The organism is Peribacillus sp. NPDC097895 (assembly GCF_050277555.1).
Classification (GTDB): Bacteria; Bacillota; Bacilli; order Bacillales; family DSM-1321; genus Peribacillus.
On sequence record NZ_JBNNSH010000002.1, the window covers coordinates 339,997 to 354,388 of the forward strand.

General features: G+C 39.4%; 7 protein-coding genes and 2 pseudogenes. 3 read left to right on the forward strand and 6 right to left on the reverse strand.

Features of this window, described 5'->3' with window-relative positions:
- Positions 1 to 179 precede the first annotated feature (179 nt).
- Positions 180 to 591: pseudogene (locus tag ACQKMH_RS12960) on the forward strand (IS5/IS1182 family transposase); the annotation flags it as partial.
- Between the two features lie 96 nt (positions 592 to 687).
- Here ACQKMH_RS12960 and ACQKMH_RS12965 read toward each other — a convergent pair.
- Entirely contained in the window at positions 688 to 1,470 is a 783-nt protein-coding gene (locus ACQKMH_RS12965; protein ID WP_427587871.1) for a TerC family protein, read from the reverse strand.
- Positions 1,471 to 1,729: 259 nt separating this feature from the next.
- Positions 1,730 to 3,289 (reverse strand): aldehyde dehydrogenase family protein, encoded by a 1,560-nt coding sequence (locus ACQKMH_RS12970; RefSeq protein ID WP_427587872.1) that lies wholly within the window; start codon positions 3,287 to 3,289, stop codon positions 1,730 to 1,732.
- 720 nt (positions 3,290 to 4,009) lie between these two features.
- Here ACQKMH_RS12970 and ACQKMH_RS12975 point away from each other — a divergent pair.
- Positions 4,010 to 5,203 carry an FtsW/RodA/SpoVE family cell cycle protein gene (locus ACQKMH_RS12975; RefSeq protein ID WP_427587874.1) on the forward strand — a complete coding sequence of 398 codons (1,194 nt, stop codon included), beginning with the start codon at positions 4,010 to 4,012 and terminating at the stop codon, positions 5,201 to 5,203.
- A gap of 118 nt (positions 5,204 to 5,321) precedes the next feature.
- On the opposite strand, the gene nhaC is transcribed toward ACQKMH_RS12975, so the two are convergent.
- From nhaC to ACQKMH_RS12990, 3 genes are all read right to left on the reverse strand, one after another.
- The gene (gene nhaC, locus ACQKMH_RS12980; protein WP_427587876.1) at positions 5,322 to 6,701 is read right to left on the reverse strand and encodes a Na+/H+ antiporter NhaC; all 1,380 of its coding nucleotides are present in this window, start codon (positions 6,699 to 6,701) and stop codon (positions 5,322 to 5,324) included.
- 204 nt (positions 6,702 to 6,905) lie between these two features.
- Entirely contained in the window at positions 6,906 to 8,168 is a 1,263-nt protein-coding gene (locus tag ACQKMH_RS12985) for a helix-turn-helix domain-containing protein (protein ID WP_427587877.1), read from the reverse strand.
- A gap of 69 nt (positions 8,169 to 8,237) precedes the next feature.
- Positions 8,238 to 12,437, reverse strand: coding sequence for a S8 family serine peptidase (locus ACQKMH_RS12990; RefSeq protein ID WP_427587879.1), 4,200 nt, complete (start codon positions 12,435 to 12,437; stop codon positions 8,238 to 8,240).
- A gap of 424 nt (positions 12,438 to 12,861) precedes the next feature.
- Here ACQKMH_RS12990 and ACQKMH_RS12995 point away from each other — a divergent pair.
- Positions 12,862 to 13,083 (forward strand): annotated as a pseudogene (locus tag ACQKMH_RS12995) (peptide chain release factor 3); the annotation flags it as partial.
- Between the two features lie 299 nt (positions 13,084 to 13,382).
- On the opposite strand, the gene ACQKMH_RS13000 reads toward ACQKMH_RS12995, so the two are convergent.
- On the reverse strand, positions 13,383 to 14,330 hold the full coding sequence (locus tag ACQKMH_RS13000; RefSeq protein ID WP_427587881.1) for an AEC family transporter: 948 nt from the start codon (positions 14,328 to 14,330) through the stop codon (positions 13,383 to 13,385).
- Positions 14,331 to 14,392 lie beyond the last annotated feature (62 nt).

The following is a 14,392-nucleotide window of genomic DNA, read 5'->3' on the forward strand; positions in this document are numbered from 1 at the left end:
TTTGCCTACAGATTTTTTGAGTGTTTGTAATATATGACCGTTGATTGGAACGTAGGGCACTCGCTTTCCGAGGGCGGTCATCCCTCAGAGCTTTGCGCCAGTGGGATGACCGTATAAGACTCGCACACCCGATCCAGTTAACTTTGTTTTGAAACATGAGGTGATAAGGATGCTTTCGTTCCACACATGTGAAAGCCAGTGCGAATAAGCGGAAATTTGAAAGAAAATCGTTCGTAAGAAAACACGAGCCTATCAAGGACGCCTTCAATAAGAAATAAATCAAGATCGTGAAAACAGTGGAAAGAAGCCTTTTCCACCAGATAATTTTATATAGGAAGAAACCAAGGAGTTTAAAGAACGTTCAACTGCCCCTGAGAGTGGCTATTTTGTGAAAGATGAACGAATACTAAACAGTTTGCGTATTCGTTTCATACGGCAGCAGACCGCAATGGAGTTGTGTGGGAAGATATTTCAACCAGAGATATGCATGATAGTCATATCTTAGAGTCTTTGGTTGAACAAGTGAATGAAAAAGTCGGTAAACCAAAAGCTGTTGCCACAGATGCAGCTTACAAAACACCAGCCTTAACTGCTTAACATCCAATAAAAAATCAAAAAGGTTACGGAATGGGAACATTCCGTAACCTTTTTGTCTACAAACTGAGGCGTGGCAGACACGCCCATTTTTTATGCTTCTTGTATATGTTTTTCTTTTTTCTCTTTTTTCTCTTTTTTGCTTGAAATGATCCATGCACCTACTGCTATTCCAATCAATACGACCCAGAAAATCGATTTCCAAAGAGCTGATTCAGGGAAATGGTGATCGATAACAGCTAACGAAGGGTGTGCAAGTGTATATATCGCTAATTTCACCCCAACCCACCCTACGATCAAAAATGCTGCCGTTTCAAGTGAGGGACGCTGATGAAGCAATTTCACGAATGCATTAGCTGCAAATCGCATAATGATCAATCCAATCAAACCACCGATGAACATAACAGCAAATTGCCCACCATCAATACCGCCGACCTTCATCCAGCCTGTTGCAGGAAGTGTCACAGCGAGTGCCACGGCAGCCAACATGGAATCGATTGCGAAAGCGATATCGGCAGCTTCAACTTTTACTACCGTCATCCAAAAGCCAGATTGCTTTTTAGGTTTAGTGACTTCCTTCTCACCTTTACCAGCGTATTTCTTGTAAATATGCTGAAAAGCAATGAAAAGTAAGTAAAGGGCACCGATTGCTTGAACTTGCCACACGTCGACAAGAAAGGAAATAAGGAATAGACTTGCAAAACGGAAAACAAAAGCTCCCATCAGACCATAAAACAAAGCTTTACGTTGTTGTTCCTTTGGTAAATGTTTAACCATGACAGCCATGACGACTGCATTATCCGCAGCGAGTATTCCTTCTAATCCAACCAAGATAAGCAGGACCCAGCCATATTCCAATAATATTGATGCTTCCATCCATTCAACCTCCAATAGTTTTATTCCCACTCCTATCGGCATTGGCAAAATAAAAAGACCTCTGCCATATAGGCAAAGGTCTTGCTGAACATGAAAACATGTCAACAAAGCCGATGAATGTTTCCATTCACGTAATGACGACTTTGTTTTAGGGCGAACCCTAACGCTACTCCCCTTTGATAAAGGAAAATCAGTTATTAAGTATATTAATAGTATACGTGGTCATTATGAAAATAACAATCTTTTTTATAAGAAACCATCATTTTCGTTTCCCTTTGGATATTTTAATCAATCGCAAATATTCATTCCCGAATTTTACCCAGTTTGTTTTTGCAGAAAAGTAGTGCTGGAACAACGATAAAAACCTCGTGTATTTCCCCTCATACGGATACCATTGTATTTCTGTAATCTTTTTACCTTTGTCGATCATGATCGCTTTTTCATGGCAAAAAATCTTCAATCCCTGTTCGCCATGATAACGGCCAATGCCACTTTGTTTTGCACCGCCAAATGGTAAATGATGATTAGCCACCGTAACCAGCACATCATTGATCGTCACCGCTCCTGCTATTAACTGTGACGCAATCCGCATTGCTTTTTCCTCATCCATCGTCCATACGCTCGAATTGAGTCCATATTCACTCTCATTGGCTAGAGCGACCACTTCTTCCTCCGTATCGAAAGGCAAAACAGGCAACACGGGACCGAACGTTTCTTCTTTCATGATTTTCATGGAATGATCGACATTGGACAGAATCGTCGGCGGAATGAAATGGGTCTGCCCCATTTTCCACTCTTTCGGCGAAGTTCCCGCCTCAAGTATGGCCCCCTTATTCAATGCATCCTCCAGGTGTCCAGCCACGATATCAACTTGAGCAGGAAAAGTCATTGAACCGATATCATCCTTTAATTGTATCCCCTGCCTCATGGACATCGTTTTTTCTTTAAGCAACGCCAGGAATTCCTTATAAACCGGACGCTCCACATAAACCCTTTCAACACTCATACAAACCTGGCCGCTGTTTGTAAAAGCTCCCCAGAGTGCCCCGTTCACAGCCCGCTCCAGGTTAGCATCACGCAGCACGATCATAGGATCCTTCCCGCCAAGCTCCAGGGTTGTGGGGATTAGCTGTTTTGCTGCAACTTCCCCTATCATTTTTCCGGTCCTTACAGAACCAGTAAAAAATATATAGTCTGGTTTTTGTTCAGTTAACGCTGCACCCAATTCTTTCCCCCCATGGGCAAACTGTATAGTTCCCTCAGGAAAACCAGCTTCAATAAACAGATTTTCCATGCACACCCCAACCAAAGGAGTCACCTCAGATGGCTTGGCGATGACTGTATTTCCTGCTGCTAGAGCATTAAGAATGGGCACCATCGCCAATTGGAAAGGATAATTCCATGGTGAAATGACGAGAACCGTTCCACGTGGCATGTAATGGACATATGATTTTTTGCCAATTAACATGAGTGGGGTGGTGACTTTTTTTCCGGAAAGAGCTTTCACTGCATGTTTCTCTATATGCTTGATCGCATCAATAGTCGGCATGATATCAGCAACTAGCGCTTCGATTTTAACTTTTCCTGTATCTTTTGAAATGACTTCAGCTATTTCATCCATTTTTTCAACCATCAATGCACGAAGGCGTTTTAAATAGTGCAGCCTTTCATTGATGGGAAGATTCGACCACGTTTTAAACGCATGTCTGGAATTCTTATATATATGAGGAATTGACTTCAATGGCGTTGGGGCGATTTCCGCAATCTTCTCTCCTGTTGCCGGAGAAAACACTTCCAACTTGTCATTTATTTCTTCCATAACTACTCCCCTTGCTTTTTATTTTTATTGGTACTCCCTATCATTTTTATACTTAAGATCGACCAAAGAAAGGAACACCTTCCCTGAAATGCAGCTACTGAGTGGCCTAGGTACTTTCTTAAACAATTCATCAAAGAAGCGTTCATAAGCTTCATTACCTGTAACTACGTTTTCACCTGAACTCTCTTTATATAATGCCAGAGTCGCAGCCAGCCTGTATAATATAATAGATTGGAACCAGGTTCACAACCGTTTCCCTCTCTTCATAAAATCCCTGTCCGCCATTCCCTGCCACATAACCGGATCTAAAATAAGTATACCTCTTAAGATGAGTTACTCGTTTTAAACAAATTCATATACAGTATCCGCGACATCACATCCCGTTTTACAACTCAATTGGTGAGACCCCTGAACTCCATCCCTGTCTGCAATAACCTTAAATAGTAATCTTTATAGCACTGCCAAAATGGAATATATAGTAAAATTTTTATTATTAAAAGGAATATTCATGTTTGCTATCGAAGGTAATGAATAGGAAATTGAATGCGCCTAAAAGAAAAAAGGAATTGCCCTCAAGTTTATCGGATTTAATGTTTACTATTGGTTCCTGGAGGATAAATTCATGGTATCGAATAAAAATTATTATCTATATAACTGATTTTCCGTTACTATATAAGAAGGCGAATTTTTCGCGCATACATATTTGAGGTGAGCGCACAAGTGAAAAGAATAATTAAAGCATACGACTTCCCTATTTTCATCGCTGTCGTATTACTCTGTTTGTTTGGTTTAGTCATGATTTATAGTGCAAGCATGATTACGGCTGTTGCTCGGTACAGCCAGCCCATGGATTTCTTCTTCGAAAAGCAAAAAACGGCTTTTATCATCTCATTCCTAGCAATGATCGTGACGATGATTCTTCCTTATAAGATGTACAAAAACAAAATTTTCTTGATGTCTATGATGTTTGGAATGGCCGGTATCCTTTTGTTGCTATTCATTTTCGGCCATACAGCAGGAAATGCCACAAGTTGGTTCAAGTTAGGGACAAAATCGATCCAACCCGCGGAATTTTCCAAGTTAGCCATGATCATTTATCTGGCAGCCATTTACGGAAAAAGGCAGGATCGGATCAATAGCATTGATAAAGCCGTCATCCCCCCGATTTTCTTTCTCGTATTTATTTGTTTTTTAATCGGGATTCAACCTGACTATGGAACGGCAGCCGTCATTTTCCTAATTTCCAGTACGATGATCTTTTCATCCGGAATGTCTTTTAAGAGTATTTTCAAACTCTCTTTGATTATTGCGATATTCGTTACAATATTTGCATTGGGAGTAATCGTGACAGGAAATTTGTCATCCGTTTTATCTGAAAATAAAGTGTCTCGTTTTACCGGGTTTGCAGATCCTTTTGGTCAAGAGGGAGGAGATGGGTATCAGCTCGTGAATTCCTTGTATGCGATAGGATCAGGAGGCCTTTCAGGCGTGGGACTTGGTGACAGTGTACAAAAATACGGGTACCTGCCTGAATCACATACGGATTTCATCATTTCCGTCATTGCTGAAGAACTTGGAATATTCGGTGTAGGTTTCGTTCTATTGACACTTGGATTTATCGTCCTTAGGGGTTTTATACTCTCCGCAAAATGTAAAGATCCATTTGGAAGCTTATTATTGATCGGAATCTCATCCATGATCGGCATTCAAGTTGGCATCAACATCGGCGGTGCGACGGGACTCATTCCCATTACTGGAATCACTCTTCCGTTCATCAGCTATGGAGGATCTTCCTTACTATTGCTCATGCTTTCAATGGGTATATTCCAGAATGTCGTAATGCGAATGAATTTACTGGAAAAGAAAGAAAAGGTCTTGTCCATCCCAAAAGATGAGATTGCTTCTTCAAAATAGACGATCAACTTCTTCCCCCTGACATTGCCGTTCATGTCAGGGGGTTTTTCCCTTCTCTCAAAGTTATGGAAGTTCATATAAATGAAAAAACAGGCAGTCGAAACGACCGCCTGTTTTTTCATTTATAATGGATACCTATTTTCGTAAAGCCCGAAATCAAACTGAGCAAAGGACAAAGTAAGCAAAAGAATGCAAATGGGGCATATTCAAGGGTTGAAACACCCAATACCTGTGTCAGGAATACACCGCAGACACCCCAAGGAACCAGAGGATTCACAACCGTTCCCGCATCTTCAAGTACCCTCCCAAGCGTTTTTGGCTTCAAGCCTAAATCATCATATTTCTGCTGAAAAGCTTTCCCTGGCAGTATAACTGACAAATACTGTTCCCCCACTAGGAAATTCACGCTGATTCCTGCAAATACGGTAGCTGAAATCACTTTCGCTACACTCGTCAATGAATTCTGGACCGCATTTAAAATAGATGGGATGACTCCCAATTCAAACAATAGTCCGCCCATCGCCAATGCCAACAACACCATCGAAACGGAGAACATCATACTTTCAATGCCGCCCCGCGATAGGATTGAGTCAAGTTGATCCATCCCACTCTTCAGTACAAAGCCGCCGTATAAAATATCTGCTAGTTTTGCAACCGTCACACTTGGCGTTTGTATGAAAGCAATGACAGCCGCCGAAACGATTCCTGCTGACAATGTCGGAATCGCCGACACCTTTTTCAAAGCCATGACTAGAACGATGACAAACGGAATCAAACTCCATATGCTAATGTTCGTTTCCATTTCCAAGGCTTTGGTCATGGCTTCAACCTCCTCAACACGAGCCAGTTTGACATTCGGTGAAAGGAAGTAAAAGATGATAAGAGATATTAAAAAACCTGGAATCGTTGTCCACTGCATATTATTAATATGTTCAAATAATGGTACTCCAACCGTTCCCGAAGCAAGGTTGGTCGAGTCGGATAATGGAGACATTTTATCCCCAAGAAATGCACCGGAAATGATTGCACCAGCTGTAATCGCCAACGATAAATCCATCGCCGCCGCCATACCTATGAAAGCAACTCCAATCGTGGCTGATGTTGTAAGTGAACTCCCGATACAGAGCCCAATTAGCGAACACACCAGAAATGTGACCGCATAGAAATACTCACCAGAAATCCAGTCAAACCCATAGTACATGATGGTAGGGATCGTCCCGCTTGCCATCCAGATCGAAATTAGCATTCCAATGAAAAAGAAAATATAGATGGCTCCCATACCAGAAACTGCACCTTTGACGATAGCAGCCTCCATAATCGAAAATGGCAGCTTCTTGATCTTTCCATAAACAAATAGAAATAGGATGGCCGCTATTATTGGAATATGGGGGGCTAGTCCATAATGTATGATACCAGTTGCAATGATTAAGAAAAGAACTGCCAAAACTCCGATTGCTTCAGGTAAGGAGAGTTTTAGCTTTGCATCTTCAAGACGCATGATGTATTTCCCCGCTTTCATGTTGTGTATTCTCTGAGGTAAGGATCGGACCTTTTCACTCCTCATAATTACTGAAACGCTTTTAAGTACTAAAGTACTAGCTAAATATAAAGGAGTTTCGGGAGATTGTCAAAGGATTAATTTAGTAGTTTTTAAATTTACCAATGATATATACCTTTACCACACTCCTTCCATGATATATGTTCAATTCATTCCATCATAATGACTTTTATGTGATTCGATGATTATTTGGGCTAATTGCAATGCCTTGGTTGTCTCATTGATCTTTACTAAATAATGAAACAGCTTTTTCTCATAATGATCGATCAGGACTATGTAGCCTGTTTTCCGGAAATAGGGCAGAGCTTCTTCTTCTATTAAACGGTAGAATTTTTCTTCCTCTTCCTGGATTGCATATAGATGCAATTGAAAATAAAAGGGTGGCATGCCATTATGTTTTTGGGCAAGTCTCAATCCTTTTTTAGCTAGGTCCGTGAGCTCTGTATTATTCAATAACTTTCCTTTTATCGCGTTGTTGATGTATCCATCCAAAAACATCGTGTAAAAAGGATTATCTTCATCAACGAGTTGAAGCGCCCTTTCGTATAATTTTCGTGCATCATCAAACCTTTTCCTTCTATAACATTCGAAAGCAAGATTGTTAAGGAGTTTGGATTTACGATCATACGCCTGGCACGTATCACACATTTTTATTAAGGAATCGTATTTTTTCTTGGTATCATCAAAGTCGTGAAGTTCCCTTGAGTTCAACTGAACAAGCATCATTGTTTCGGTATCGATGATTCTTAGTACATTCAATGTTTTCCGAAAATAGGCTAGCGCTTTTTCAGCGTAATAGTAGGATGCAATATTGGAATGTGTTGAATGGTGTGCCAGTGCAAGATGATAATAATACTCATTGTGATGGTATCCGGTATGATCAATGCTCGTAAGGATGTTGATGCAATCCTTGAATTGTCCAGTCAGAAAATAATAGATGCCCATAATATGTTTTAAATAATTGCGTTCGTATGATGAGAGCTGTGACTCTTTCCCTTGGATGATTTGTATCGTTTCAAACGCTTTCTCCGGAAGGTTCATGAATAGATGATACCTTGATAGAATTAAATTATAGGAAGCATGAAAATCAGGAAGCTCTCTAAGCGGCTCATCTTCTATTTCTTTTTTTAATCTAGCGGTGTCTTCCGTCTGTTGTGAAATCAAAGCATTCTGCCACTCATCAAGCTTTCCGCTCAACAAATGGTATTTTCTCACTTCTTCTGTTATATCAATTTGCAGCCTCTCGGATAACAGGGTTATCATCTCTTTGGAATACTCGGTAATTCCACGTTCAATCTTGCTTAAATGTGTAATGGAACAAATTCCTTGTACAAGCTCCTTTTGTGTCATTTGAGCTTTTTCCCGATAAAACTTAATGATTTTACCCTCCACCAAAAATTCCCCCATGTAACTTTTTCCTCCCATTATAGCAAAAAAAGTAAAAGCCCCAGGAAAATTTCTTTCCTGGGGCAAATGCTATTGATTCGTTTCTAGTCCTATGAGACGTAAAAAGTATTCCAAACCTTTATTGCCGATTTTTTCTTTCGGCACTTTATTACTTGGTGCATCCGACCCTTTCGTCAAGAAGTTTTTCTCGACATAGCGGACGTCCAATTCATCAACGATACCGTCTTGATTAATATCTTCTTTCACTAAGGAGTTATCTTTAATACCATATGCATCAACGACTTCCTGAATATCTTTAATGTCGATGACTTTATCTTTATTGATATCTCCTGCTAGATTCATATTTGGCCTGATTCTAATATTCTGTCCTAGAAGTGTGCCATCTTTTTCTTTACCTGGAACGAAGTTTGTATAGCTCTTAAGATGTGATGGCGTTTCAACGACAAGCGTATATTCTTGGTTTGATGCAGGAATCCCTTTGACTATATATTGTCCCCAATCATCAAGTGTTCCAGGATATTTTTTCCCTGCTTTTGATTGTGCATAAACCTTCACACCTATTTTGGTGATATTTCCTGGCTTTATATAACCCTCCTCACTTAAAAACGCTTCTGGAGAAATCGATCCGTTCAAAGTTGAGTGCTTAGAAATGATTTTATATCGGTCAACACTGTAATATGGAAGATCGGTTGCAGTATTGCCCCCTTGTTTTATATAAGAAGCTTCTCCTACATCCATTCCCGCATATAAATGATAAAAGGTATCGTCGACAAGTTTAAAGGATACATCCAGTAGAGGCATATCTCCGTTTAAACCTTTAAATGCCTTTCCTGTCAATTCAGCGCCAACCTTGACTTCTTTAGATTGATTATCATCATTAACGACAGGTTTGGTTAAAGAAACATCCAACCCTTTTTCTTTTGCATATTTTTTTATTTCACTAGAAAGTTTCGCATTTTTAAATTGATAAAGGTCACCTTCATACTTGATCGTATATTCTCCTGAAAGGAACTGTTTTACATTATTGACTGATAAAGTCATGGTAAAGGTATCATCCTTTTTCAGCACTTCTTTATCATAGTTCGATGTGACATATTCAGTCCCTTCTTTTAAGAACACATAATCTTGAGGATTCATTGCTGTTGCCATATCTGTAGTTGCCAACTTTAGATAAAGTGCATCATTTGCAATATCACTTTCTTCGATTCCGAATTTCGTATTTCCATCAGGATCGATTGGGAATTCCCTGCCAAAATATGCGTATTTGCTCGTATCGTAAAACATAGTATTGGAAGTTTGGTCATAGTCCAAACCTTTCTCTTGAAGTACTTTTACTGTCGCATCATTGACATTTCCGTGTACATAGAAAGCCTTCTGACCATCTTCTTCTGTAAACATCGAGTCATTTATTTCATATACGCCTGGTTCTTTGTCCCATTTTACGTCTGGAGGGGTGTTATCGACTATTGCGGCCGTGCCAGCTGAGTAGGTTTTTCCCGACTCATCACTTCCTATGAACGCTAGAGTGTAGTCCCCTTCTGGGAGTTTCTTATACGTATCGGAAATCGGATGCTCTGGATCGTTTGTAAATGGATAGACATGACCAGTAAACGCAAAAAGAATATAATATGGTCTATCTGGTTCGAACCTAGAAGCATTGAGGCTCCCTACGAATCCTAATGGCTTACCGGAATTCGTATCTTTTAGGATAACATCCACTGTTTCCATTGGGCTTTTCAACTGAAACATTGCGTTCATAAATGGATTATAGTATTGCCAAAACGGAAAATCATTAGCAATTGATGGACTGTCCGTTTCAACATAATCAATCCCTTTATCCGTTACGGTGATTGAAAATGGAATTTGATACGTTTCTTCATCATTTTCAGAATTTGTGATGTGAAGGTATCCTTCATATGCCCCTTCTTTTGCTGTTGCAGGAACGCTGATGGTTGGTTCGATTATTTTGGACTTACCTTTGGCCACAGTAACCGACTTCTTCACTTTTACCTTTACGCCATTTGCATTGGCATCTTGTACACCTTTTATATTTTTATGGTATTCAACATCAATGGTATATTTCTTCTTTTTTCCCTTATTTTCAATTTCCACTTTTTTCGTGAGTTCAATCGCTTCATCATTGTCTCTTATATATTCCCGGCCAAATGCAAGTGAGCCCGTTTCCTCGTTAATTTCTGTCGTTTTATCACCTTCGACAATTTCGGTTTTATCTAATACTTTTATCGAAGTATCCACATGCACGGCATCATAGGCATCGATACGGCCTGCCCCTACTTCATTCACCGAATGATCTTTTTGTAAATCAACGGATGTATTCATGAGTGCTTCTTTCACATCAAATGGGTCATAATCCCCGTGTTCTTGTAATATTAAAGCAGCAACACCCGTAACATGCGGTGTAGCCATTGAAGTGCCTTGCATACGTCCGTAAGATGTTGTGTAATCAATTCCATCATCTGGACTATTGATATATTCCGGCTCTGTGGAGAAAATGGCTACGCCCGGCGCAACTAAATCTGGCTTAATATCATAATTTCCATTAACTGGACCTCTGGAACTGAAGTCTGCCAAATTATCTCCGACTGTTTTCGTATTCCCTGTATCTTTAAATGTAAGGGATCCATTTTCAACAGCTTTTAATTTTTCCCCATCTTCTTTGGTTAATCGGAAAGTAGGGATAAAATCAGTTCCTTCCCCAACATATGAGGTGATTTCGCCATCCACATTGTTATAGATGATAACTGCTTTTGCCCCAGCGGCCTTTGCATTCTTTATTTTCACATCAAACGTAAGCGTTCCCCGCTCAATAAGAGCGATTTTATCTCGAACATCTTTCCCTTTAAAGTCGCTTTCCTGTCCAATGCCGGTATAAACGACCGAAAGCGATTGACCAGTTAATTCTTCAATCCGATCCGAAAAGTTTTTACCTAAAAGTTTCATGTTTTCAAATGTATTCTTTCCAGCCTCAGCAGTTATGGTAGGGATCTTCATGGCAGAATCACTTGCCCCAACTGAAATGCCAAGGGCAGCTGTTCCAGGAGATCCTAAAGTTTTCGCACCTGGCCCCGCATTACCGGCAGCAACAACGGAGACAACTCCAGAAAGCATTGCATTGTTGATCGCTACAGAAGTAGGATCAAGCGGATCATTGACAGATGATCCAAGTGATAAATTCATGATATCCATACCATCACTGACTGCTTTATCAATTCCTGCTATTACACCTTCATTGGAACCGGAACCATACGGTCCTAACACACGGTATGTATAGAGGTCAGCTTCAGGAGCAACACCTTTCACTGCATAATCCACTTCATTTGTTTTTGTTGCGGCGATCGTTCCTGAAACGTGTGTACCATGAGCTGTATAGTAAGCAGAACCACTGCTGGTGAATTCCGGTTGACCGGATGATTTCCAGTTTTCATAGGTTGTCTCCATCGGGTCAGCATCATTATCGACGAAATCCCAGCCCTTAACCGAAGAAGGCTCAATGTCCTTAGGATTCTCGCCTTTTTTACTTCTGTATCCTTTATATGCATTGGTTAAATCGGGGTGATTGTAATCGATGCCAGTATCAAGGACACCAACTTTGATCCCTTTTCCTTTTATATTTTCTTCATGAAGTTTATCTACTCCAATTTGAGGAATGCTATCAGCCATTTTTGGAGTGATCCCTTTTTCTTGAACCGGAAGCTCCAATTGGATTTTTGCATTATTCCAGATTCGTTTAACTGCCCCTGATTGAAGTAAATCTTTTACCGCAACTCCAGGCAACGTCATGGAAACGCCGTTAAATGCATGTTTATATTCTCTGTTTATCGTTAATTTACTGGAATCATACTTGGAAAAATCTTTTTTCTTTTTCAAAGATTTAATATAACTATTAAATTCTTGATGTGACTGGTCTACGTTATTTTTTGCGGAAGCAATCGTCATTTTTTTCCCAAGCACCGCTTGTTTTTTGACGGTGACCTGTGCAGGAGCTTGTTCGAACTCAACAATTACGGAAACCAGCTCCGGGCTATTTGTTTTTATATCTGGAGAAATGGTGAAGTTAGGACCAGCGTTTAGCTTCTGAATTGCTTGTCGTTGTTCCTTGGATAAGTTCGATAAAATGTCTTCAACATTTTTATGGGTAACCGTCACTTCTGGTTTCTCCGCCAATGGATGAATCGAAAAGGTTGTAGATAGAAGAAGCCCGGCAGCAAGGGTGCCTGATAAAACATGTTTCCCTTTAGAAAATTTCATTTTTCCGTTCCTCCTTATTTTTTAGAAGATTTAGTATCTTCTGTTAAATAATAGAGGATACATGTTAATGCTGTAAATTGGGGTAATAATCTTGGTTGTATCTCCCTATGGAACGAGAAAAACCCCCTTTATTGTCATGACAATTGGAGGGTTATGTTGTGTTTCTATCCATCCATTTTTCACTAGCATGCATTCTATCAGGCCGAAAGAACTATATCAATCGAGGAAATTACCCCACATTTCCGAAAGTACGTTACGAGTGCCAACATACAGGAAGGTCATAATGTTAGACAATTGAAGTAATAGTATATTGTATTATGTACGAACAGAAAGTTTGAATATTTAAAAAGATCCAGATAATGAAAAAAAACCGTGTACATCACACGGACTTCTTCATTATTTAAAAATTTAAATTCTAAATCTAGAATACCTGCTTGGTGCAGTTGTGCAATTTGAAGTATTCGAGCATCGAATGAGGAATGAGTACAATGTTGAAGTCTTGATGGAGCGTTTGAGCAGTAAAATCACACGTTGGGCTGAAGATGATAAGCTGGATGAGAATCTTCATAGCTCAAGAAGCATTCTAGTTAAGGAACGGTTTGATAAATACACATTCTTATTTTAAAATGAGTTTGCACTTCGTTAGTTCCAAGATAAAAATTCTGACGTTGAAATTATATAATCCAATGGATCCTATTTTGATTAATAGCGATTTTTGCAATTGATACTATTTGCGACGCATTTTCCTGGGCTTACACCTTTATTCAAACGCCATCCAAATCTTTTAAACCATCTATCTATTTTATTAATTTACCTTTAACATAGCCTTAAATAAAAATAGCCAACATCTCCTCTTTTCAAAAAAGGTTATACAATAAGTTTGTTAAGTGTTTCACAAACTTCCGTTGAAAAGTATCCATCCAAGATGGATGGATACTTAGAAGGCTACATTAACAAGGATATATAGATAGGTAATGTAATTAAAGATAGAATGGTACTAATTACAAATGAAGATGCTGTTTCAGTTGATAACGAATCAAATCTAGTTGAAATCATGGCTGCTACAGCAGATCCTGGAAATGATACTAGCAAAATAGCTTTAATTGTATCTGCATGATCAAGGCCAATTAGATGAGCAACCAGAATCATAAATAATGGAATAGCTACAACTTTTAAAATGGAAATACCAAAAGCAATTGGTCGTAAGCTAATCTTACGGATGCCCACGGTTACACCTACAGCAAATAAGGCAACACCAGATGTCACTGACCCAATTTGATCGAGCGCATTTTTTATGATATCCGGTGCCTGGAACCCTAATAGTGTCAATACAACAGCAAGTAAGGGAATACATGCAAGCGGTTCGCTAAGACCATGCAAAACGATACCCAGAATGTTTGTTTTTTCATCTTTAGATTTACCCAATCTGGATTGTCCGACCGTACCAACTATTGTTGCTAACGGATCCAGAAGGGCATTCACCACAATACCCGTAATCGCAATAGGTATAGCTATCTCTTGCGCCCCAAACAAACTGCCTAATACAGAAATCCCCATAAAAGCAAAGGCTGGCTGAGTTGCGTTTAATGAAAACATAGATGCTGCAGTTAAATCGTATTTAAACACCAAACGAGCCACTATTAACAGGATAATGTAAAAGCCAATAACACCTATGGTCATAGTTAAGAAAAATGACCATTGATTAATTAAGGTTTGTTTTGAGGTTGTTGTGATCCCAATGAATAAGTGTGCAGGTAAAGCAAATTTTGTAACTAGCGTATTCAGCCCTTTGGAGGATTCTGAATTAAAAATTTTAAAATAGCCACCCAAATAACCAATAATAATTGTAAAAAAGATTGGTATTAATGTTAAAAATATATTCCCAATATTCACTCGAGATGCACTTCTCTTTCCAAAAAATTGTCCAATTTAAAAGATTCTACTAAGGCTGACTT

Excerpts from the sequence above, each read along its gene's own strand:
- ACQKMH_RS12990 (WP_427587879.1), bottom strand. The coding sequence starts at position 12,437 with ATGAAATTTTCTAAAGGGAAACATGTTTTATCAGGCACCCTTGCTGCC.
- ACQKMH_RS12970 (WP_427587872.1), bottom strand. The coding sequence starts at position 3,289 with ATGGAAGAAATAAATGACAAGTTGGAAGTGTTTTCTCCGGCAACAGGA.
- ACQKMH_RS12965 (WP_427587871.1), bottom strand. The coding sequence starts at position 1,470 with ATGGAAGCATCAATATTATTGGAATATGGCTGGGTCCTGCTTATCTTG.
- nhaC (WP_427587876.1), bottom strand. The coding sequence starts at position 6,701 with ATGCGTCTTGAAGATGCAAAGCTAAAACTCTCCTTACCTGAAGCAATC.
- ACQKMH_RS12985 (WP_427587877.1), bottom strand. The coding sequence starts at position 8,168 with ATGGGGGAATTTTTGGTGGAGGGTAAAATCATTAAGTTTTATCGGGAA.